The organism is Actinoplanes sp. NPDC051346 (assembly GCF_040682215.1).
GTDB lineage: Bacteria > Actinomycetota > Actinomycetes > Mycobacteriales > Micromonosporaceae > Actinoplanes.
The window spans coordinates 23675-46030 of record NZ_JBFBAJ010000006.1; the positions used below are offsets into that span (position 1 = coordinate 23675).

Annotated in this window: 19 protein-coding genes and 1 pseudogene; 14 read left to right on the top strand and 6 right to left on the bottom strand. The window is 68.5% G+C overall.

Going from position 1 to position 22356, the window contains the following annotated elements; all coding sequences use genetic code 11:
- The first annotated feature begins 116 nt into the window (after nucleotides 1-116).
- Together AB0M36_RS16460 and AB0M36_RS16465 are read left to right on the top strand one after the other, a co-directional pair.
- Nucleotides 117-2378 (top strand): bifunctional diguanylate cyclase/phosphodiesterase, encoded by a 2262-nt coding sequence (locus AB0M36_RS16460; RefSeq protein ID WP_364157852.1) that lies wholly within the window; start codon nucleotides 117-119, stop codon nucleotides 2376-2378.
- 134 nt (nucleotides 2379-2512) lie between these two features.
- Nucleotides 2513-3430 (top strand): alpha/beta hydrolase, encoded by a 918-nt coding sequence (locus AB0M36_RS16465; protein WP_364157854.1) that lies wholly within the window; start codon nucleotides 2513-2515, stop codon nucleotides 3428-3430.
- Between the two features lie 61 nt (nucleotides 3431-3491).
- Here the strand turns inward: AB0M36_RS16465 and AB0M36_RS16470 are convergent, their stop codons facing one another.
- From AB0M36_RS16470 to AB0M36_RS16485, 4 genes are all read right to left on the bottom strand, one after another.
- A complete protein-coding gene (locus AB0M36_RS16470; protein ID WP_364157856.1) occupies nucleotides 3492-4940 on the bottom strand; it encodes an NAD-dependent succinate-semialdehyde dehydrogenase in 1449 nt (482 codons plus the stop codon).
- The gene (gabT, locus tag AB0M36_RS16475) at nucleotides 4937-6274 is read right to left on the bottom strand and encodes a 4-aminobutyrate--2-oxoglutarate transaminase (RefSeq protein ID WP_364157859.1); all 1338 of its coding nucleotides are present in this window, start codon (nucleotides 6272-6274) and stop codon (nucleotides 4937-4939) included. Before gabT ends, AB0M36_RS16470 begins: the two co-directional genes overlap by 4 nt.
- A gap of 38 nt (nucleotides 6275-6312) precedes the next feature.
- Entirely contained in the window at nucleotides 6313-7770 is a 1458-nt protein-coding gene (locus tag AB0M36_RS16480; RefSeq protein WP_364158770.1) for a cytosine permease, read from the bottom strand.
- Nucleotides 7771-7918: 148 nt separating this feature from the next.
- Nucleotides 7919-8506 (bottom strand): helix-turn-helix domain-containing protein, encoded by a 588-nt coding sequence (locus AB0M36_RS16485; protein WP_364157861.1) that lies wholly within the window; start codon nucleotides 8504-8506, stop codon nucleotides 7919-7921.
- A 103-nt stretch (nucleotides 8507-8609) separates the two neighbouring features.
- Between AB0M36_RS16485 and AB0M36_RS16490 the strand changes: the two genes are divergently transcribed.
- Genes AB0M36_RS16490 through speB form a run of 3 tightly spaced genes read left to right on the top strand, consistent with a single transcriptional unit; the run spans nucleotide 8610 to nucleotide 10625 of the window.
- Complete coding sequence (locus AB0M36_RS16490) at nucleotides 8610-8786, top strand: hypothetical protein (protein WP_364157863.1); 177 nt, start codon at nucleotides 8610-8612, stop codon at nucleotides 8784-8786.
- Between the two features lie 4 nt (nucleotides 8787-8790).
- Nucleotides 8791-9633, top strand: a complete 843-nt coding sequence (locus tag AB0M36_RS16495) for a nitrilase-related carbon-nitrogen hydrolase (protein WP_364157865.1) — start codon at nucleotides 8791-8793, stop codon at nucleotides 9631-9633.
- Nucleotides 9630-10625 (top strand): agmatinase, encoded by a 996-nt coding sequence (speB, locus tag AB0M36_RS16500; RefSeq protein ID WP_364157867.1) that lies wholly within the window; start codon nucleotides 9630-9632, stop codon nucleotides 10623-10625. The genes AB0M36_RS16495 and speB overlap by 4 nt, the downstream gene beginning before the upstream one ends.
- A gap of 538 nt (nucleotides 10626-11163) precedes the next feature.
- Here the strand turns inward: speB and AB0M36_RS16505 are convergent.
- Entirely contained in the window at nucleotides 11164-11787 is a 624-nt protein-coding gene (locus tag AB0M36_RS16505; protein WP_364158773.1) for a DinB family protein, read from the bottom strand.
- Between the two features lie 280 nt (nucleotides 11788-12067).
- A complete protein-coding gene (locus tag AB0M36_RS16510) occupies nucleotides 12068-12673 on the bottom strand; it encodes a TetR/AcrR family transcriptional regulator (RefSeq protein WP_364157870.1) in 606 nt (201 codons plus the stop codon).
- An 89-nt stretch (nucleotides 12674-12762) separates the two neighbouring features.
- Here AB0M36_RS16510 and AB0M36_RS16515 point away from each other — a divergent pair, with 89 nt between their 5' ends.
- From AB0M36_RS16515 to AB0M36_RS16555, 9 genes and pseudogenes are all read left to right on the top strand, one after another.
- On the top strand, nucleotides 12763-13650 hold the full coding sequence (locus AB0M36_RS16515) for an alpha/beta fold hydrolase (RefSeq protein ID WP_364157873.1): 888 nt from the start codon (nucleotides 12763-12765) through the stop codon (nucleotides 13648-13650).
- 311 nt (nucleotides 13651-13961) lie between these two features.
- On the top strand, nucleotides 13962-14363 hold the full coding sequence (locus tag AB0M36_RS16520; protein ID WP_364157875.1) for a response regulator: 402 nt from the start codon (nucleotides 13962-13964) through the stop codon (nucleotides 14361-14363).
- 609 nt (nucleotides 14364-14972) lie between these two features.
- Nucleotides 14973-15155, top strand: a pseudogene (locus AB0M36_RS16525) (aspartate aminotransferase family protein); the annotation flags it as partial.
- Between the two features lie 216 nt (nucleotides 15156-15371).
- The gene (locus tag AB0M36_RS16530) at nucleotides 15372-16796 is read left to right on the top strand and encodes a gamma-aminobutyraldehyde dehydrogenase (RefSeq protein ID WP_364158776.1); all 1425 of its coding nucleotides are present in this window, start codon (nucleotides 15372-15374) and stop codon (nucleotides 16794-16796) included.
- Between the two features lie 47 nt (nucleotides 16797-16843).
- On the top strand, nucleotides 16844-18004 hold the full coding sequence (locus AB0M36_RS16535; RefSeq protein WP_364157877.1) for an ABC transporter ATP-binding protein: 1161 nt from the start codon (nucleotides 16844-16846) through the stop codon (nucleotides 18002-18004).
- Nucleotides 18005-19255, top strand: coding sequence for a spermidine/putrescine ABC transporter substrate-binding protein (locus AB0M36_RS16540; protein WP_364157880.1), 1251 nt, complete (start codon nucleotides 18005-18007; stop codon nucleotides 19253-19255).
- A complete protein-coding gene (locus AB0M36_RS16545; RefSeq protein WP_364157883.1) occupies nucleotides 19252-20115 on the top strand; it encodes an ABC transporter permease in 864 nt (287 codons plus the stop codon). The genes AB0M36_RS16540 and AB0M36_RS16545 overlap by 4 nt, the downstream gene beginning before the upstream one ends.
- The gene (locus tag AB0M36_RS16550) at nucleotides 20112-20960 is read left to right on the top strand and encodes an ABC transporter permease (protein ID WP_364157886.1); all 849 of its coding nucleotides are present in this window, start codon (nucleotides 20112-20114) and stop codon (nucleotides 20958-20960) included. Before AB0M36_RS16545 ends, AB0M36_RS16550 begins: the two co-directional genes overlap by 4 nt.
- A gap of 6 nt (nucleotides 20961-20966) precedes the next feature.
- Complete coding sequence (locus tag AB0M36_RS16555) at nucleotides 20967-22352, top strand: FAD-dependent oxidoreductase (RefSeq protein ID WP_364157889.1); 1386 nt, start codon at nucleotides 20967-20969, stop codon at nucleotides 22350-22352.
- Nucleotides 22353-22356 lie beyond the last annotated feature (4 nt).

Here is a 22356-nt window from a genome sequence, read left to right on the forward strand (position 1 = left end):
CGCCTGGCGGCTGGCTTTCTGCTCGGATGCAGATGTCTTGCAAGAACATTCAGCTCGGTGTCAACGTGGCCGATTCCTGCCGGATGTAGGTGGCGTCCCGGAGGGAAGGAGGCAACATGGCCCGGATAGCGCCTCAGCGGAAGGCGCATCGGTGGCCGGGCTGGATCACACCGCTCATCGTCGTGGTGGCGCTTGTCCAGCTGCTTCTTCTGCTGTTAGGTATGCACGTCGGCTTTTCGAGACAGCTGGTGTGGGTGCCGGCTGTCGCGGGCCCGGCCGTCGCGGTGGCCGCCTGCGGAAGGCTCGTCATGCTGGCTGACGGGGCGCTGCGCGTTTTCTGGCGACACGTTGCGCTCGGCATGGTCGCTGTGGTGTTGGCGGCGCTCAGTCAGAGCGTCGACATCAGCACTACCGCGTACTCCGGGATGCCGCCGATCAGCGGGCGCACCCTGCTGCTATACGCCGTCGCCACCTTCTTCGCCGTCTGGTCGATGCTGAGGCTGCCCGGCGGCGGCCGCAGCTGGCGACAACTGACCACGGCCGTGCTCGACGTGGCGGTCGTGGCAGTGACCTCCGGGATCGCCGCCTCGCAATACGTGGACTGGTTCAACGACCGGTTCGGCGCCAGCGTCTCGGCCCGGTGGCTGAACATCGCCATGACGGCGATCGCCGTCGCGGGCGTGGTGGTCGTCATCAAGATCATGTCTGCCCGGCGCAGCCCGGTGCCGCAGGGCGCCCTGTGGTGGCTGGCAGCGATCGGGCTCCTCGGCCCGTTGTCCACTGTCCTGATATCGCTGCTACACCCCTGGCCACACCTGAACGGCACCGCTGCGGTGCTGCCCTTCGTCGGCCTGTTCGGCGTGCTCGCCGCACGGGCGCAGTGCCGTGCCGCGTCCGTCGAACGCGCGCCGGCGGCGGTGGTGGTGCCGGCACTTGCGTACCGCAGGGGCAACGTCGTGCCGATGGTCGCGACGGGTCTGACAAGTCTTTCGTTGGCCGTCGTCTTTCTGCGTACCGGACATCTGACTTTGGTGCAGGTCGCCGGGACCACCCTGTTGCTACTGCTCGTGGTGACACGTCAGGCGGTGGCGTTGGGTGAGAACACGGCTTTGTTGAACAAGGTCGCCCATCAGGCGATGCACGATGAGCTCACTGGCCTGGTCGGTCGCCGCTACTTCACCGCGGCCGCTGCCCGTGCCCGCGGCGTGCATACGGTCGTACTCATCGACTTGAAGCAATTCCGGGAAATCAACGACGGGTTGGGGCCGCAGGTCGGGGACGAGTTGCTCGTCGCATACGCCAGCCGGTTGCGGCGGCTCGTCGCCGACCAGGCTCTGGTGGCCCGCCTCGGCGGTGACGAATTCGGCCTGCTGTTGCACGAAGAGCAACCTGATTTCGCCGACCGGTTGTTGGCCGCCAACGCCGAGCCGCTGCACGCCGCCGGCCAGGAGGTGCTCGTCGACGTGTTCGTCGGCATCGCCTACGGCGACGCGGGCGACCTCTACCGGCGAGCTGAGGTTGCGTTGCGTGCGGCGGTGGCCGCCGGCGGACGAGCCGTCGTCTACGACGCCTCCCTGGAACGTCAGCTGAGCCACCGCGCGACGATGGCGGCGGATCTGCGCCGAGCGCTGGTCGCGGGCGAGTTCCACATGCTCTACCAACCGATCGTCGAACTGCCCCACGGACGGCTGACAGGCGTGGAGGCTCTGATCCGCTGGAACCGTGCGGACGGCCACGTCATATCCCCGACGGAGTTCATCCCGGTTGCCGAGGACAGCGGGCTGATCGTGGAACTGGGCGCGTGGATCATCGAAACGGTATGCGCGCAAGCTGCCGCCTGGCGGCGCGAGCACGCCGCCGACGCGTTACGGTCAGTGGCTGTCAACGTGTCGGCGCGGCAACTGCTCGATCCGGCTTTGCCGGACATGGTGGCCGCCGCGCTCGCCCGCCACGGTGTCCCGGCGCGCCAGCTCACTATCGAGATCACCGAAACTGCTGTCTTCGGCGGCGGACGCGCCCTGGCCACCGTGCACGCCCTTTCGCAACTCGGGGTCGCTATCGCCCTGGACGACTTCGGCACCGGACACTCGTCCCTCGGCCTGCTACGCACCTGCCCGGTGGACGCCATCAAGGTCGACAAGTCGTTCATCGACGGGCTGGGCGGCACGCCGCAGCAGGAGGCCATCGCCACCGCCCTGACCGGCATCGCCGAAACGATGGGCCTGCGCACCGTCGCGGAGGGCGTCGAGACCGCCGATCAAGCCCGGCGGCTCGCCGAACTCGGCTACCGCCATGCGCAAGGATTCCACTTCGCCCGGCCGATGCCGCCCGCCGGCATCGACGAGCTGCTCCGGCAGAATCACCTCGCCGCGGCGTGAACCGAGATGCCGGGATCCGCCAACCTCGGGCGCATCTTGAAACCAGCGGCAGTCGAGGAGAATCACGGAGTCTGGGCCCAGACGAAGCGAACGTCCGATGGTGAGTCGGCGCTGAAGCGGAGTAGAACGGTCTGGTGGCAAGTACTCATGACACGCCTCGCGGACCCGGCGAGTCCGACCTGCCGCACCTGCCTGGCGTGAGCCATGCGTTTATGACGCTGTCGACCGGCCTACGGATGCACGTCGTCGAGGCCGGCCGACCAGATGCCCCGACGATTCTGCTCCTGCACGGCTTCCCGCAGCACTGGTGGGAGTGGCGCAAGGTCATCCCTGCGCTCGCCGAGGGCTACCGTGTGATCGCGCCGGACCTGCGCGGCGCGGGGTGGACGGACGCACCGGCTCACGGATACTCCGTTCACGACGTCCTCGCCGACGTGCTCGCGCTGCTGGACCAACTCGGTCCGCGCCGGGTCGGCCTCGTCGCACACGACTTCAGCGCCTTCCTCGGCTACAGGCTCTGTTTCGACCACCCGGAACGGGTCGCGGCCTTCTTGTGCCTTGGCCCGCACCCCTACCTGCGCTTCAAGCCGCACATGCTGGCGGGTATCCCGAAGCTGTGGTTCCAGCCGGTCGTCGCCACACCGCGGCTGGGGCCGTGGGCCCTGGGCACCGACCGGCTTGCCCGCCACCTGCTGCGCGGGGGCACCGCCACGGCCGAGTCGATCACCGACGAAGACCTGGCGAGCTTCACCACGCGCCTGCACGCGCCGGGGCACCCCCAGGCCGGTTCGGCGCTGTACCGCAACCTCATCCTGCCCGAGATGGGTCGCTTCTCCTCCGGGGCCTATCGCAAGCGACGCCTCACGGTCCCCACCGTCGCGCTCATCGGCGGCGCCGACGCAGGGGTCCGGCCAGGAATGCTCGACGTTCACGGAGACCAGGCGGACGACCTGGTCGGTCATGTCGTCGACGGTGCGGGGCACTACCTCGCGGACGACCGACCCGACGCGGTCGCGACTCACGCACTGGAACTGTTCGGGCGCACCCTCTGACCGGCGCAAGCTCACGGTAGCGCGCTGGCACAGCCCGGCGACCGCCGCCAGGCTCAGTCGCTCACCACTGCGTGGCGACGTACGTGGTCTCGAGGTACTCCTCGATGCCCTCGTAGCCGCCCTCCCGGCCGAGGCCGGACTCCTTCACGCCGCCGAACGGGGCGGCCGGATCGGAGACCAGTCCGCGGTTGAGGCCGACCATCCCGACCTCGAGCCGCTCGCTGAGCCGAAGGCCCCGGGCGAGGTCACCGGTGTACACGTACCCGGAAAGCCCCATGTCGGTGTTGTTGGCCAGGCGTAGAGCGTCGTCCTCGTCGGCGACCGTGATGATCGGCGCGACCGGGCCGAAGATTTCGTCCTTGCCGGCCGGGGCGTCCGGCGGCACGTCGGTGAGCACGGTGGCCGGGTAGAAGAAGCCCGGCCCGTCGTGGCGGATGCCGCCGAGGCGCACCTTCGCGCCGGCCGCGACGGACTCCTCGACCTTTCGGGCGATGCCGTTCACCTGCTTGGCGTTGACCATCGGGCCCAGCTGGGTCCGCTCGTCGGTGCCGGGTCCCATCCGCAGCGCGCCCATCGCCCGCGCCAGGCGGTCGGCGAAGTCCGCGGCGACGCGGTGGTGGACGAAGAACCGGTTCGCCGCGGTGCAGGCCTGCCCGCCGTTCCGCATCTTGGCGAGCATCGCCCCCTCGACCGCCGCGTCGAGGTCGGCGTCGTCGAGCACGATGAACGGCGCGTTGCCGCCCAGTTCCATCGAGGAGTTGACGATCCGGTTGGCCGTCTGCTTGAGCAGGACGCGCCCTACGCCGGTCGAGCCGGTGAACGACAGCTTCCGTACCCGCGAGTCGGCGAGTGCCCACTCCACCAGTTCGCCGGGTCGGTCGGTGGTCAGCACGTTGACGACGCCGTCCGGGACTCCGGCCTCGGCCAGCAGCTTCCCGAGCAGCAGCGCGGTGAGCGGGGTGTCCTCGGCCGGCTTGAGCAGCACCGTACAGCCGGCGGCCAGGGCCGGGGCGATCTTGCGGGTGGCCATCGCGGCGGGGAAGTTCCACGGCGTCAGCAGCAGCGCCACGCCGACCGGCTTTTTGAACGTGAGGATGCGGTTGGCGCCGGACGGCGCGGTGCGCAGCTCACCGCCGATGCGGACGGCCTCTTCGGAGAACCAGCGGAAGAACTCCGCCGCGTAGGTGACCTCGCCCCGGGCGTCCGACAGCGACTTGCCCATCTCCAGCGACATCAGGTACGCGAGCTCTTCGCGACGTTCGATCATCAGCTCGAACGTGCGGCGCAGCACTTCGGCCCGCTCCCGCGGCGCGGTGGCGGCCCACCCGGGCAGCGCTGCCGAGGCGGCCTCGACCGCCCGGGCGACGTCGCCCTGGCCGGCGCGTGGCACCCGCGCGATCTCCTCGCCGGTCGACGGGTTCAGCACGGCGAAGTCGCCCTGCTCGGCCGTGATCCAGGCACCACCGACGAACTGGTCGGTCGGGGTGCCGGCGGGAACCGTCGCCGTCACGCGAGCCTCCCCAGTACGCCCTCGATGATGTCGAGCCCCTCGTTCAGCAGGTCCTCGCCGATGACCAGCGGCGGCAGGAAGCGCAGTACGTTGGCGTACGTGCCGGCGGTGAGCGTTACCAGGCCTTCCTGGTGGCAGGCGGCCGAGAGCGCGGCGGCGAGCGCGGCGTTGGGCTCCTTGAGGCCGCCGCCGGCCACCAGTTCGACCGCGATCATCGCACCGCGGCCGCGTACGTCGCCGATGACGTCGTACTTGGCTGCCAGCTGCCGCAGGCGCGGCACCATGATGGACTCGATCCGCTTGGCCGCACCGGCCAGGTCGTCGGCGCGCATCGTCTCGATCGTGGCGAGCGCGGCCGCGCACGCCACCGGGTTGCCGCCGTACGTGCCGCCCAGCCCGCCACCGTGGACGGCGTCCATCAGCTCGGCCCTGCCGGTGACCGCGGCCAGCGGCAGCCCGCCCGCGATGCCCTTCGCGGTGGTGATCAGGTCGGGGACGATGCCCTCGTGCTCCGAGGCGAACCAGTCGCCGGTGCGGCAGAAGCCGCTCTGGATCTCGTCGGCGATGAGCACGATGCCGTGCTCGCGGCACCAGTCGGCCACTCTCCGCAGGAAGCCCGGCGCCGGGACGATGAAGCCACCCTCGCCCTGGATCGGCTCCACCAGTACGGCCGCCACGTGGGACTCGCCCACCTGGGTGTGCACCTGCTCCACGAAGGTCGCGAACGCCTCCTCGGCACAGTTGTCCGCACCCGTGGGCCAGCGGTACGCGTACGCCATCGGTACCCGGTAGATATCACCGGCGAACGGCCCGAAGCCGTGCTTGTACGGCATCGACTTGGCGGTCAGCGCCATGGTCAGGTTGGTGCGACCGTGGTAGGCGTGGTCGAAGACGACGACAGCGCTCCGGCCGGTCGCGTGCCGCGCGACCTTGATCGCGTTCTCGACCGCCTCGGCGCCCGAGTTGAACAGCGCCGAGCGCTTCTCGTGGTCGCCCGGGGTCACCTCGTTGAGGGCCTCACAGACCGCCAGGTACTCCTCGTACGGTGTGACCATGAAGCAGGTGTGCGTGAAGTCGGCGACCTGCGCCCGCACCGCCTCGACCACCCGCGGCGCGGCGTTGCCGACCGACGTCACGGCGATACCGGAGCCGAAGTCGATGAGCTGGTTACCGTCGACGTCGACGAGGATGCCGCCGCCGGCGCGCTCGATGTAGACCGGAAGGGTCGTGCCGACGCCGGACGAGACGGCGGCGGCCTTGCGAGCGTGCAGTTCCCGCGACAGTGGGCCAGGGATCTCGGTGCGCAGTAGGCGCTGCTGAGGAACGGTACTCACTTCAGTCTCCATGACGTGTTCGATCCGGGGGGTCATGCTCACGCGGTCTGCCCGACGTGTGCGGTGCCCAGCTCGCGGTCGCTGGCGGCTTCGGCCCGCTGCTCGGTGGCGAGGTCGAGCGAGCGGCTGAGCAGCCAGTAGGTGACGCCGGTGACGACCAGGCCGACCAGCCAGGCGATGTCGACGCCGCCCATCTGCTTGGCGAGCACACCGGTGAAGCTGAAACTGCCGAGCTGAGGAAGGACCATGAAGGGGAGCTCGACGACGAAGCCGATGGCGTACGCGGTCAGCCCGCGCCAGCCCCACGCGCCGTAGATGCCGTGCGGCCTGAACAGGTCGGTGATCGCGTAGTGCCCCCGGCGGACGACGAAGAAGTCCATCAGGTTGCACGCCGTCCACGGCACCAGCAGGTACAGCATCAGCGTCAGCGCGGTGAACACGGTGCTGACCGAGCCGGCCGAGATCAACTTCGCGATGCCGAACCAGACGACGGTGAGGATCAGGATCGTGACGACCCGGGCGGTGCGCGTCGGCTTGATCGATCGGACCGAGTCCACCGCGGTGAGGACGGTGAGCATCCCGCCGTACGCGTTCATGCCCATCGTCGCGACGAGCGCGAGCGCGGACAGGAGCGCCACCGCCTGACCCAGGTGCGGGATGACGTTGTTGCCGGCCGTCTGCAGCCCGGCCAGTCCGTCGGTGGCACCGAGCCGGATGGCCAGCCATGCGCCGAGCGCGATGAGCCAGACCGCCGAGCCGGCCGCGCCGAAGAAGACGGACGCGATGACGCCGCCCGGCTTCGTCGACGCCGGCAGGTACCGGGAGTAGTCCGAGACGTAGGGCGCGTAGGTGATGTTGTAGGCCGCCGAGGCGGACAGCTGTGCCATGAAGGCCACCCAGCCGAACCCGTAGTGGGTGTCGCTGGGGCCGCCGCCGCCGTGTCCGGTGATCACGCCGATCGTCACGATGATCATCAGTGGCAGCGAGACGTACAGCAGGGCGCGGAACGCTTTGTGCACCCAGTCGTGGCCGAAGATCGCCAGCGCGGCAGCGCCGAGTGCGGCGGCGATGCCGACCAGGTTGGCATTCCAGCCGAATGCGCTGTGCAGCCCGTCGCCGAGCAGCACCTGGTCGGCCACGTTGAACGCCACGTACGTGAACAGGGTGGCGAACAGCGGGAGGATCACGCCACGGTATCCGAACTGGGCGCGCGACTGGATCATCTGCGGGAGGCCCAGCGTCGGCCCCTGGGAGGCGTGGAACGCCATGAAGATGGTGCCGATGACGATGCCGAGCACGCCGGCGAGGACGGTCCAGCCGAGCGACAGGCCCATGGACGGACCGATGAAGCCGATCGGGATCGTGAAGTACTGGAAGTTGCCCAGGAACCACAGGGGTGCCTGGTGCCAGAGGCGGCCGTGGCGCTCCTCGTCGGGTACCCAGTCGATGGAGCGGACTTCGATGAGTGGCGCGGCGGCCGGCGCCGGGGAATCCATTGTCAACGGACCACTCCCTTACAGCGGGGTATGCGAGGACCCCTGGATGAGTTGCCCAATGCTGAACTGAGTTTGCCTATGAGTCAACACCCGTCGCCTCGCAGTCAACCGAGTGGAGGAGGGGCGATCGGCCTGACGCCCTATCCGGTCAGGCCGAGGTGTCCCACGGGGCGGGAGCGATCACCCAGAGCACCTCCGCGCCGTGGTGCCCGTCGGGGTTCATCCAGCTGTGCGGCTCCCGCCCGGAGAAGGTCAGCGTGTCTCCGGGACCGAGCCGCTCCGTCCCGCTGCTGAACACGACGTCGATAGTTCCCTCGAGGACGTGGAGCACCTCAAGTTCGCAGTTGAGGGTGTACAGCTCCGGGCCGCCCGTGCCACCGGGATCGATCACCGACCGGATCAGCTGGAGCCGAGCCTGCCCGCGCGGGGTCAGCAGGCGCTCGTCGGCGCCGGCGCCGGCGAGCTGGATGTTCGGCGCGTCGTCCTTGCGCACGACGTCGGTGCGCGGCGATTCGAACAGCGTCCCGATCGGCAGGGAAAGCACCTCGCAGAGCGTTACGAGCGTGGCGACGCTCGGGGACGTCTCGTCACGCTCTATCCGGCTGATGAACCCCTTGGTCACCTCGGCGCTGGCGGCCACCTGATTAATGGTCAGCCCTTGCCGCTGGCGCGCGGCGCGAAGTCGCGCCCCGATCCGGAGCCTGTCGTTACTGGGGGAGACCGGGACCGGTTTCACCGTTTGACCCTTCCGTTTGCAGCGGGTTTACTTCCTTGCAACTAGGGTTGCACATATGGCAACATCACGTGCGCCGGAGCAAGTACATCAGTCGGAGGTAATCGTGGATCCACGCGACGAGGTGCTGGACCGGGAACCCGTGTCGGCGTTCGGCTCGCACGACGCCGACCGCCACGTCGCGAGCTTTGCATTCCACAACGCCTCGCGGGCCCGGAACGAAGAGGTCTGGCGCTCGCTGGACCAGCAGGGACACCGTCACTCCGTCGACCCGGTCGCGTGACCCGATGGCGCCCGTACGGGTGGCCTGCTGCCAGGTTCACCTCACCATCGGCGACGTCCCCGGCAACCGCGGGCGTGTGCGGCGCGCCGTAGCGGCCGCCGCGGAAGCCGGCGCACGCATCGTCGTGGTGCCGGAGTTGGCCAACAGCGGCTACGTGTTCGCCGACGCCGCGGAGGCCATGTCGATGGCGGAGCCCGTCGACGGGCCGACCGTCAGCGGCTGGATCGACCTCGCCCGCCGGCTCGACCTGGTCCTCGTGGGAGGGTTCTGCGAACGGGACCCCGACGGGCGGCTGCGCAACTCGGCCGTCGTGGTGGATGCCACAGGCGTGCGGGCGCTGTACCGCAAGGTGCACCTGTGGGACCGCGAGAAGCTCGTCTTCGTCCCGGGCGACGCCGCACCGCCGGTCGTCGACACCGCGTACGGGCAGATCGCGGCGGTAATCTGCTACGACCTGGAGTTCGCCGAGTGGATCCGGCTGCCCGCGCTGCGCGGAGCGCAGCTGCTCTGCGCGCCGGTGAACTGGCCCGACCTGCCCCGACCGGACGGTGAGCGCCCGAGCGAGGTCGTCCGGGTCCAGGCGGTGGCGGCCACCAACCGCATGTTCGTCGCGGTCGCCGACCGGATCGGCGAGGAGCGCGGCGTCGACTGGGTCGGTGGGACGGTCCTCGTCGACCCGGACGGCTGGCCGATCGGCGGGCTCGCGCTCGGCCGGGCGACGACCGTGTTGGCCGACCTCGACCTGGACACGGCGCGGGACAAACGCCTCAGCGAACGCAACGACGTGCACGCCGACCGGCGGCCGGAGCTCTACGCGCCCATATATCGCACCGAGGAAAATGTATGACTGACAATCACCCCGGCGTCGCCTCCGGCAACAGCCAGCCCCGCGTCGTCTCAGGGACCAACATCGGCCCCATCGACGCCAGCGTCCTGCCCCGCTTCGCCGGGCCCGCGACATTCGCCCGCCTTCCGCGCATCGACGAGGTGTCCGACGTGGACGTGGCGGTCGTCGGGGTGCCGTTCGACACCGGCGTCAGCTACCGGCCCGGTGCCCGCTTCGGCCCGGCCCACGTGCGGGAATCCTCGCGGCTGCTGCGCCCGTACAATCCGGCGCTCGACATCGAGCCGTTCGGCCGCCAGCAGGTCGCCGACGCCGGCGACATCGCGGTCAACCCGTTCTCGATCACCGATGCCGTCACCGACATCGAAAGGGGTGCACGCCATCTGCTCGAGCGGTCCCGCCGACTGCTGACCATCGGCGGCGACCACACGATCGCGTTGCCGCTGCTACGCGCCATGGCGGCGAAACACGGCCCGGTCGCTGTGGTGCACTTCGACGCGCACCTCGACACCTGGGACACCTATTTCGGCGAGCCGTACACCCACGGCACCCCGTTCCGCCGCGCGTCCGAAGAGGGTCTACTCGACCAGTCCGGCTGCATGCACGTCGGCATCCGCGGCCCGCTGTACTCGTCGAAGGACCTGACCGACGACGTCGAGCTCGGATTCCAGATCGTGCACGCCCGCGAGATGGACGACCTCGGCACCCGCGGCGTCATCGAGCGCATCGCCGCACGCGTGGAGGACCGGCCGGTCTACGTCTCGGTCGACATCGACGTCCTCGACCCGGCGTTCGCCCCCGGCACCGGCACCCCGGAGTCCGGCGGCTTGCTCAGCCGCGAACTGCTCGCCATCCTCCGGTCGTTCGCCACGCTCAACCTCGTCGGCGCCGACATAGTCGAGGTAGCACCCGCGTACGACCACGCCGAGATCACCGGCATCGCCGCGTCGCACGCCGCGTACGAATTGCTGTCCACGATGGCGGCCCGCGCGTAGTAACGACGATCCGCTTGATGATCGGATCGGCGCAGGACCTCGGGCGCCCGGTGGCGTCGTACTACAGATGTACGGCCGCGCGGGCTTCGACCTTCTGCGTAAGCGAGTCTTGTTGGCTTCCTGACCAACCGCCCCTCGATTGATCCCCGGGCTTCAGGCAGGCTCTGACCGTCAGCCCAAGGGAGGCTCTCCTGCCAGGACGCGAAGCCGCCGCTTCTCATAATCTGCAGGTGTAATAACGCCCAAGGACCCGTAGAAGCCGTGGTCGTCGCAACTGTGGCCCACTCCGAAACTCACAGCGGCTTCTTCCAAGCCCGCCCACGTGACCTGCACATGCTGCATCGTCGGCTCCCAGATGATCCCCGGATGCCCATGCCAGAGGCGATCGCAGATATTCGGTGGGTAGTCGATGCCGACCACTAGATCATCGGTGCTCGTTTCTCCCAGGTACTCAACGAACAGCCCCTTGGACAACCCGATCGAGAGTCCACCGTCCGTGGGCTAGAGATCGAACACGACGGCCGCGAGATAGGGCTGATCAAGGCGTAGTCTCGACTGCGCCGTGTGGGGCAGATGGACCGGCATGGCCCGCGCCGCCGACCGCTGCCTGCGCAGCCCGCTCGATCTTCGCCCGGTATGTCACGCGGGCCGCTGTGTCGATCGCCTCCTCGTACTCAACCATCACCCCGGTCCGGCCGTCGAGCTGCTCACGCAGGATGTCGGCGTGGCCGGCATGCCGGGTGCTCTCCTGAAGGATGTGGATCATGATGTTGAACAGCTTGATGTCGGGCCGCGACCACCAAGGCACGTGGCCAGGCGCGTCGACGGGAAGCTCTTCGATGGTCGAGTCCGCATGCGCCCAGGCGCGCCGGTAGAAGTCGATGACCTGTTCTCGTGTCTCGTCCGGGGTCACCCACAGGTCGCTGCCGTCCGCGTCCTGCCATCGCCCCAGCGGCTCCGGGGACGGGCGACCGAAGACCTCACCGAAATACCATGCCTCACAGGTCGCCATGTGCTTCACCAGGCCGAGGAGATTGGTTCCCGTCGCCGTCAGGGGACGCCGGATGTCGTACTCGGACAGACCGTCGAGCTTCCAGACCAGCGCCTCACGGGTCAGCTTGAGCTGGCGGTGCAGGTAGTCCTTCGCGAAATCATCGATCACGGACACGAGCTTGCCACGCGGCACCAACAAAAACTCGGCCCTACCTTGCTGATCGACTACCGCTTGAGCCCGAACGAGCTCTGGCCCCACCCAAAGCGGCATCGCCCCCGGGCCTGGGGGCTACGGCACGTGACGACCGGCAGTGATCCGGTGATCGAGATCTGTTCCGGGCAGAGGCAATAGCCGGTCTTCCGCACATGCCGATGAATGGATGTCCGATCCTGGGCATGTCTCCGCGGCTTCGAACGGAGTCGGGTAGCGGATTCCGTTCATGATCCGTTCACGGTGATATCGGTCGAAACACTCGGTCAAGCTGGGCATCGACGAGGGCTAGTGCCTGGTCCGGGGTGTACAGGCCGACGAGAATCGGCCCGACCAAACCCTGGGTGAGGAAGTAGAGCCCGGGTGCCTCCACGTCGGGATCGATTCCGTCGCGCAGTTCGCCCAGTCGAGACGCCTCGCGGAAGTTGGCGATCGACACCGTGAGGATGCGTCCGTATCCGTCGCGAAGCTGCTCGGCATATGCCGGTGTGACGGTCGCGGCGGAGAAGAACGCGATGTTCACGCACGCCTCTTCGCGGCCGGCCGGGTCGACCGGGAGCATCACCGCGGTAGCGGCACGGATGAGATCGCGGCGGGTGGGCTCCGGCAGTGCGGCAACGGTGGCCTGGAGCCGGGCCAGTACGCGTTCGCGCATGTGGGACAGCGCGAACGACAGCATCTGCTGCTTGGTGGGGAAGTAATGCTGCACGGTGCCCATCGAGAAGCCGGCTTGCTGGGCGACGTCGCGCAGGCTCACCGCCTCGAACCCTTGCGTGCTGATGACGGCGAAGACCGCTTCGGTCAGGAGGCGGCGGCGTTGTTCGTGATCGACCTGCTTCGGCACCCACCGAACCTATCTCATGCGAACGCATTGCCATCGATACCTGGCGAGCGTTATCATGCGATCGCATTAAAAAACGTGGGGAGGCAGGCATGGGCATCGAGTACGCCGTGAACGGTGACGCCAGGATCGCGTACGAGACCTTCGGTGCGGCTGGTGAGCCGTTGCTGCTGGTCCTGGGGTTGGACTATCAGATGGTCTGGTGGCCCGACGCGTTCTGCGAGCGTCTGGTCGAGGCGGGCTACCAGGTGGCCCGCTACGACAACCGGGACACCGGACTGTCCACGCACTATCCGCAGCGGGCGGACGGCAGCCCGTGGCGGGCGCTGCTCGGCCGGACTCGTCCCCTCTACACGATCGCCGACATGGCCGCCGACGGGCTCGCGGTGATGGACGCGCTCGGCTGGTCCGACGCGCACGTGCTCGGCGGCACGTCGGCGATCGCGCAGGCCATGGCGCTGCTGCACCCCAAACGAGTGCGCGGGCTCACGCTCTGCATGAGCAGCCCGGCCACCGCGGGAGTTCTGCAGACCCTGCGCTACATCAAGTTCGGCATCTTCCGCGAATTCCGCAAGCTACCGAAGGCGACCACACCCGAGCAGGAGATCGACAACCTGGTCGCGATCTACCGGGCGCAGGCCTCGCCCGGCTACCCGTTCCCCGAACAGTGGGTCCGGGAAGCAGCGACGCTCAGCCACACCCGCGCGCCACGCGATCCGCGCACCACCCAACGGCACCTGGCCGCCGGCCGAGCCGTGAAGCTGCCACCGCTGTCCGGCATCACCGCGCCAACCCTGGTCGTCTCGGGCGCCGACGATCCGATGCTCAAGCCGAGCGCAGGCCGTGACCTGGCCGCCCAGATCCCCGGCGCGCAGTTCGTGGAGTACCCCGGTGTAGGCCACGACTGGCCCGAAGGCATCTGGGACGACGTGATCGCCCGGATGCCCGCTGACACCACACCTCACAGAAGTGCGCAATGACCGATCGCCGCCATTGAAGCGCGCCGCTTTGGGCGCTGCGAGAACCGGACATCCGGATCTGCAGCGACGAGCACGGTCAGCTGCGTTGGGCAATCACTCTCCCGACGCGCGCCGCCGTCACGGCGCGTAAGTGCCTCCACCGGTCATCGAGGGGTCAGGAAGGACGCCGCTCCTGCGACCTCGATCGTTGTTGGTGGATCTGGCCCGCTCCCCGATTGCACCCTGCGGACTCGCTGTCAGCTCCTCGACGCCGCCGATACTTTCAAACGCAGCGGCGAGCAGCGCCGCACCGCACCAACGAGGTGAAGATCGTGCTGGTTCTCGTCGTCGACGATTCCAGGGTCATGCGGACGCTCATCCGACGCACCTTGACCTCAGCCGGGTGCGAGGTCGTCGAGGCCAGCGACGGAGCCGCCGCCCTGGAGATGCTGAGTGGCATGGCCCAGCGACCGGACGCGATCCTGTGCGACTCGAACATGCCCCGACTCAACGGCGTAGAACTCGTCGCCGCGATCCGGGCCTGGCCGCAGTGGAACGACATCGCCATCATGATGGTCACCAGCGAAACCGCGCAGAGTCACATCGACAGCGCCAAGGCGGCCGGCGCCGACGAATACCTCGCCAAGCCGTTCACCGCCGCCGCCATGCTCGACAAGCTGCGACTGCTCGGTGTGTGGAACCCCGCCCGAAGCTCGGTAGCCGCCGCGGTTTGATGCTCCAGCCCACACCCGGGTCGCGGCATTGCCGCGGCTCGGGTCGCTGTTGCAGCCATCTACCGGGGGAGATTTGCTCGCTGTCGTGCACCAGCAGCTCGACCGAGAGTCCTTACGCCAGATGATGCGAGAGTAAGAACAGCCACCTGGTCACGCTCGTTTGCCGAGATTGCTTCCAGACGCGCCCAAAGGTCTACGTGCTTTTGTCCGAGGCCGCCTGGCCCGGTGGACGGGGCAATCTGCTTGGTCCAATGGTGTCGCCGCGCGGCTCCGGACGTGATATCCAGCGCCTGAGCAACTTTGTAGTGGCGCGTCGCCAGTCGGACGCCCCACGATCCGGGCTGCGTCGCTGTGGCAGAGACGGCCGAGGCCGCTGTCAGGCATGCCGTTATGGCCAGGACGGTGAACCACGACCTGGTCCACCCGAGCATCCCCGCCGGCCGACTGTGCATTCTCCCGATATCGGCACCGTGGGTGCTCACATGAGGAAGACGCACCCGAACCGCAACGTGATGCGTCCGACGCTACAACCCGCCAGCCGAGCGCCCAGCTGGCCGATCTAGGCGGGCCGAAAGGCGGATGTGCGGTGGAGAGGCAGCCATTCATCGGGACGTGATCGCGCCCGGCCTGGCCGAGCTGGCGGCTCGGCACCCGAGCGTGGGCGACGTGCGCGGTCTGGGCGTCTTCTGGGCGATCGAGCTGGTCAAGGTGCCGCGCCACCCGAGAGCCGCGGGGCCGATGAACGAGGGGGCCGCGGCCTGCGAGGAGCGGGGTCTCTGGCCGCTCACCCACGTCACCGGGCGCTCACCGAGGCGGACCGGTTCTACCGCGGCTGACTCCGGATTACGTAGCTGTGAGGATGAGTGACGCCTGATTCCGTTTCGGTCTGGGAAATTCCCTCGGATTCCCTTGTCCTCGGTCCTTTGCATGTGTCAGGGTCCCTGCACGTCGTCGTGTGGGGGCTGTCACAAGCCCGCGAAGGGGAGGTCTCATTTCGTGAGTACCGCGCTGCCGGTTCTGCGCAACTTCGTCGGTGGGACGTACACCGACGCCGTGGACGGCGTGACCTCGTCCGTGATCGACCCGAGCACCGGCGACGGCTACGCCCTTGCCCCGGTGTCCTCGGCTCAGGACGTGGACGCGGCGATGACGGCGGCCGCAGCCGGTTTCGAGACCTGGCGCGACGCCACCCCGGCGGAGCGGCAACGCGCCCTGCTCCGCATCGCCGACGCCGTGGAGGCGCGGGCCGACGAGATCGTCGCCGTCGAATGCCGCAACACCGGCAAGCCGGTCGAGGCGACCAGGCAGGAGGAGATGGGGCCGCTGCTGGACGAGCTGCGCTTCTTCGCCGGCGCGGCCCGCAACCTGGAAGGCAAGTCGGCGGGCGAGTACCTACGCGACCACACCTCCTACGTCCGGCGGGAGCCGATCGGCGTGTGCGCCCAGATCACCCCGTGGAACTACCCCATGGTTATGGCGGTCTGGAAGTTCGCGCCGGCCATCGCGGCCGGCAACTCCGTCGTGCTCAAGCCCTCCGACACCACCCCGACGAGCACCCTGCTGCTGGCCGAGATTGCCGCGGAGTTCCTGCCGCCCGGCGTGCTGAACGTGGTCTGCGGCAACCGGAACACGGGCCGGTCGCTGGTCGAGCACCCGGCGCCGCAATTGGTCTCGATCACCGGCTCGACCCGGGCCGGCATGGAGGTCGCCGTCGCCGCGGCGGCCGACCTGAAGCGGGCCCACCTCGAGCTCGGCGGCAAGGCGCCGGTCGTCGTCTTCGACGACGTGGACGTCGCCGCGGTCGCCGAGGCGATCGCCGGCGCCGGCTACTTCAACGCCGGCCAGGACTGCACGGCGGCCACCCGGGTCCTGGTGCACGGCCGGATCGCCGCCGACTTCACCGACGCGCTCGCCGCCGCGGCCGCCGCCACCAAGGTGGGCGGGCCGGACGACACCGAGGCGTACTTCGGCCCGGTCAACAATGCCGGCCAGCTCGATCGGGTGCGCGGGTTCCTGGACCGGACTCCGGACCACGCCCGGATCGTCGCCGGCGGCCAGCGGATCGGCGACCGCGGCTACTTCCTGGAGCCGACCGTCGTGGCCGGGTTGCACCAGCGCGACGAGATGATCCAGGACGAGGTGTTCGGTCCGGTCATCACGGTGCAGCAGTTCGACGACGAGGACGACGCCGTCCGGTGGGCCAACGACGTCCGCTTCGGCCTGAGCGCCAGCGTCTGGACCCAGAACCACGGCCGCGCGATGCGGATGTCGCGGCGGCTCGACTTCGGCGCCGTCTGGATCAACACCCATCTGCCGTTCGTCTCCGAGATGCCGCACGGCGGCTTCGGTCACTCCGGCTACGGCAAGGACCTGTCGATGTACGGGTTCGAGGAATACACCCGGATCAAGCACGTGATGAGTCACCTGGGCTGACCGGACCCCGGCCTCCGCCCTACGTCCCCCGCGCGAAGAGGTACGAGATGAGCACCCGCCCGCACAGCGTCTTGCACGACCGGCCACCGAGCGGCCGGGCCGACGGCACGCCGGCGATCGAGTTCGTCGGCGTCCACAAGGACTATCTTTCGCACGGCGACGTCGTGCCGGCCGTCAAGCCGTTGGATCTCGCGATCGGGCAGGGGGAGTTCTTCTCCCTGCTCGGGCCGTCCGGCTGCGGCAAGACCACGACGATGCGGATGATCGCCGGCTTCGAGGACCCGACCGGCGGCAAGGTGTTCCTGGCCGGACGCGACGTCACCGACGTTTCGCCGAACAAGCGTGACGTCAATATGGTCTTCCAGTCCTATGCCCTCTTCCCGCACCTGAACACATACCAGAACGTGGCCTTCGGACTGGAGCGCCGCAAGGTCGGCAAGGACGAGATCCGCCGGCGGGTCGGCGAGATCCTCGACATCGTCTCGCTGACCGGCATGGACAAACGCGCTCCCAGGGAGATGTCCGGCGGCCAGCAGCAGCGCGTCGCACTGGCCCGGGCGCTGGTCAACCGGCCGCGGGCGCTGCTGCTTGACGAGCCGCTGGGCGCGCTCGACCTCAAGCTGCGCGAACAGATGCAGGTCGAGCTCAAGCGGATCCAGCGCGAGGTCGGCATCACGTTCGTCTACGTGACGCACGACCAGGGCGAGGCGCTGACCATGTCGGATCGGATCGCCGTGATGAACGCGGGCGTCATCGAACAGCTCGGCTCGCCGCGGGAGATCTACGAGCGCCCCGCGACCCGCTTCGTCGCCGGCTTCATCGGGACCTCCAACCTGGTGGACGGGAACGTCGACCGGGTCGAGGACGGGCTGGCCCTGCTCACCTATAGCCCCCAGGACCGGGTCGTGGTGCCGGTCGCCGGTACGGTGCGGCCCGGCGACCGACTCGAGGTGTCGATCCGTCCCGAGAAGATCGATCTGCACCGCGAGGTGCCGCCGGTGTCCGCGACCGGCGGCAGTGTGCTCTCCGGTGTGGTGAGCGAGGTGGTCTACCACGGGACCTCCACCAACTACACCGTGTCCACCGCGACCGGTGCGGATTTCACGGTCTTCGACCAGAACGCCTCGAACGCCGAGGATCTCGCAGAGCGCGGCGATCGCGTCTTCCTGACTTGGGCCCCCCGGCACTCGTACCCGATCGGAGTCTGAATGTCCGCGTCGAATCTCCCCGACCCGTCCCTGATCCGCGGTCTGACCCAGCGTCGGCTGGGCCGCCGTGACGCTCTTCGGCTCTCCGGTCTCTCGGCGATGGGGCTCGCCCTCGCCGCCTGTGGTGTGCGGGGGACCGGCAAACCGGCCGCCAGTGTGGCGCCGGACGCCGCGGCCAAGTTCTGGGCCGGCAAGACGAAGACCGGAAAGTTGAGCTTCGCCAACTGGCCGCTCTACATGGACCCGAAGCGTCCCGAGCTGGCGAGGTTCACCAAGGAGACCGGTATCGCGGTGAGCTACCAGGAGGTCATCCAGGAGATGGGTCCCTGGTTCGCCAAGGTGCAGCCGCAGCTGTCGGCCGGTCAGTCGATCGGCTTCGACCTGATGGTCATCACCAACAGCATCCAGTTCACCCAGTTCCGTGACTCCGGCTTCCTGGCTCCGCTGGACCACACGAAGCTGACCAACTACAGGAAGAACGCCGCTCCGGCCTACGCCAAGGAGGCGTTCGATCCGGGCAACGTCTACAGCGTGCCGTGGACCTCCGGGATCACCGGCATCGCATACGACCCCGCCAAGGTCAAGAAGCCGATCACCAAGCTGGCCGACCTGTGGGACCCGGCGTACAAGGGCAAGGTCGGCATGTTCTCCGACACCCAGGAGCTGGCCAACTTCGGGCTCATGGCGCTCGGCATCGACCCGGCCACGTCGACCGCGGACGACTGGAAGAAGGCCGCCGAGCATCTGAAGAAGCAGAAGAGCGACGGCATTGTCCGCAACTACTACGACCAGAGTTACGTGGACGCGCTCGGCAAGGGCGAGGTGTGGATCACGCAGGCGTGGTCCGGAGACATCTTCCAGAAGAACGTCTCCGACGGCACGAACTTCGAGTTCGTGATCCCGGAGGAGGGCGGCACGATCTGGACGGACAACTTCGCCATCCCGATCACCGCGACCGCCCCGGTCGACGCGATGATGCTGATCGACTTCTTCTACCAGGTCGACGTGGCCGCCACGCTCGCCGAGTACATCAACTTCGTGTGCCCGGTGCCGGCCGCTCAGGAGCAGATCACGAAGGACGCCGCGAAGCTCACCGGCGAGGACCGCGCGGCCATGGAGGCCGTCGCGTCCAGCAAGCTGGTGTTCCCGGCCGCCGAGGACTACGCCAAGCTGCACTACTACGTCGCCTTCGACGCCGTGGCCAAGCAGAACGAGTTCCAGAAGACCTTCGAACCGATCGTGCTGGGATGAACCGCATGAAACGCCAGATAGCTCCCTATCTGTTGGTGTTACCCGGCGGACTGTGGCTGCTGATCTTCTTCGCCGTCCCGATGGTGACGATGCTGTCGCTGTCGCTGCAGGAGGGCGACATCGTCAGCGGCTACCGGTTCACCGGCCACTGGCAGAACTACAGCGACGCCCTGTCGAATTACCAGACGCAGCTCGTCCGGTCGTTGGTCTACGGCGTCATCGCGACGGTCGTGCTGATCGTGCTGTCCTTCCCGGTGGCGTACTGGATCGCGTTCTACGGCGGCAAGCGCAAGTCCACCTACCTCTTCCTGATCCTGTTGCCGTTCTTCGTGTCCTTCGTGCTGCGCACCATCTCGTGGCGGCAGATCCTCACCGACGAGGGACCGCTGCTGCAGCCGCTCAAGGAGATGGGGCTACTGCCGGCGGAGTTCCACATCCTCGGCACATCCTTCGCCGTGATCGCCGGCCTGGCGTACAACTTCCTGCCGTTCATGGTGCTGCCGGTGTACGTGGCGCTGGAGCGGATCGACCCGCGGGTGATCGAGGCGGCGCGGGACCTGTACGCGAGCCCGGCCACCTCGTTCCGCAAGGTGATCCTGCCGCTGGCGCTGCCGGGCGTCTTCGCCGGCGTCCTGATGGTGTTCGTGCCGGCCAGTTCCGACTACGTCAACTCGGCGGTGCTGGGCAGCTCGGAGACCACGATGATCGGACAGGTCATCCAGGCACGCTTCCTGCAGACCTCCGACCTGCCGACGGCTTCGGCGCTCTCGTTCACGCTGATGGCGGTGCTGCTCATCGGCGTCTTCGCCTACGCGCGGGCGTTGGGCACCGAAGACGTCATGAAGGTGGCGGCGCGATGACGGCACCGACCCTCGAGCAGCCCACGCCGGCCGAACCCGCGCCGGCCGCCAAGCCGCGTCGTCGGCTCACCGGCGGTGGCCTGCTGCGCACGTACACCTGGCTGATCATCGCGTGGCTGGCCCTGCCGATCCTCGTGATGATCATGTTCGGCTTCAATGACACGAAGGGCCGGTACAACCAGACCTGGAACGGCTTCTCACTCAAGTGGTACGGGCGGCTGTTCGAGCTCGACGACCTGACCAAGGCCCTGGTCGCCTCGCTGCTCGTCGCCGCCGCGAGCACGGTCATCTCGGGGGCGCTCGGCACCGGCATCGGTTACGCGCTGGGCCGTTACTCGTTCCGCGGCTCGGGTGCGATGAACCTGGTCATGTTCGCCGCCATCGCCTCGCCGGAACTGGTGATGGGCTCGTCGCTGCTGTCGCTCTTCGTCTCGCTCAACCTCGGCCTGGGTGCGGTCACGGTCACGATCGCGCACGTGATGTTCTCGATCTCGTTCGTCGCGATCGTGGTCCGGGCCCGGGTGATGACCCTGGACCGCTCCGTCGAGGAGGCCGCCGCCGACCTGGGCGCGACCCCGTGGGTCACGTTCTGGAAGGTCACCTTTCCGATCATCCTGCCGGCCGTGTTCTCCGGCATGCTGCTCGCCTTCGCCCTGTCCATCGACGACTTCATCGTCACCAACTTCACGGCGGGCACCACGGAGACCTTCCCCCTGTTCATCTGGGGCGCCACCCGGGTCGGCATTCCGCCCCAGGTGAACGTCTGGGGAACGCTGATCTTCGGGGTGGGTGTGCTGTTCGCCGTCGTCTCCACCATCCGCTCGCGACAAGGTAAACGGGATTGATAACGCGTGCCCTCGCTCTCCGATGCGATTCCTGAGCCCTACTGGCTGACCCAGGCGGGGGCTCCGGCCCCCGCCGACCCGCTCGACGGCGTCGACTCGGCCGACCTGGCCGTAGTCGGCGCCGGCTACAGCGGACTCTGGACCGCGCTGCTGGCCAAGGAGCGCGACCCGCACCTCGACGTCGTGGTGATCGAGGCCGGCACGGCCGGCTGGGCGGCCTCCGGCCGCAACGGTGGGTTCTGCTCCGCCTCGATCACCCACGGCTTCGACAACGGCCTGAGCCGTTTCCCGGACGAGATGGACCAGCTGGAACGGCTCGGCCGGGCCAACCTCGACGAGATCGAGGAGACGGTCCGCCGGTACCGGATCGACTGCGACTTCGCCCGCACCGGCGAGATGAACGTCGCGACCGCCGACTGGCACTGGCGCGACCTCGTCGCCGCGCACGCCGAGGAGACCGCTCGCGGTCTCGACGTGCGACTTCTCGACCGCGACGAGGTACGCGCCGAGGTCGACTCCCCGACGTACCTGGGCGGCCTGTGGGACCGCAGCGGCTGCGCGATGGTCGACCCGGCCCGACTCGTCTGGGGCCTGCGTCGCGCGTGCCAGCAACAGGGCGTCCGCTTCTACGAGAACACGCCGGTCGAGAGGATCACGGCGACCCGGGCGGCGCTGCGGCTGCACAGCTTCCGTGGCCGGCTGGACGCGGGCAAGGTGGCGCTGGCCACCGGTGCGCACGGTGGACTGCTCAAGCGGCTGCGGCACTACGTGGTCCCGGTCTACGACTACGCGCTGATGACCGAGCCGCTGACCGGCGCCCAGCTCGACGCGATCGGTTGGCGCAACCGGCAGGGGATCGGCGACGCCGGCAACCAGTTCCACTACTACCGGCTCACCTCGGACAACCGGATTCTCTGGGGCGGCTACGACGCGGTGTACTACAACGGCGGCCGGATCCTCCCCGAGCAGGATCAGCGGGAGGCGACGTTCGAGGTGCTGGCCGCGCATTTCGCCGACACCTTCCCGCAGCTCGAGGGGCTCGGCTTCACCCACAAGTGGGGCGGGGTGATCGACGCCTGCAGCCGGTTCAGCGGATTCTTCGGCACCGCATACCGCGGGCGGCTGGCGTACGCGGCCGGCTACACCGGCCTCGGTGTCGGGGCGACCCGGTTCGGCGCCAAGGTGATGCTGGACCTGCTCGGCGGCGAGCGGACCGAGCTCACCGCGCTGAAGGTGGTGCGCAGCAAGCCGCTGCCGTTCCCGCCCGAGCCGGTGCGGACCGGGGTGATCCAGCTGACCCGTTGGTCGATCGCGCGGGCCGACCGCAACGAGGGCCGCCGTAACCTGTGGTTGCGCACCCTGGACAAGGTCGGGCTGGGCTTCGACTCCTAACCGA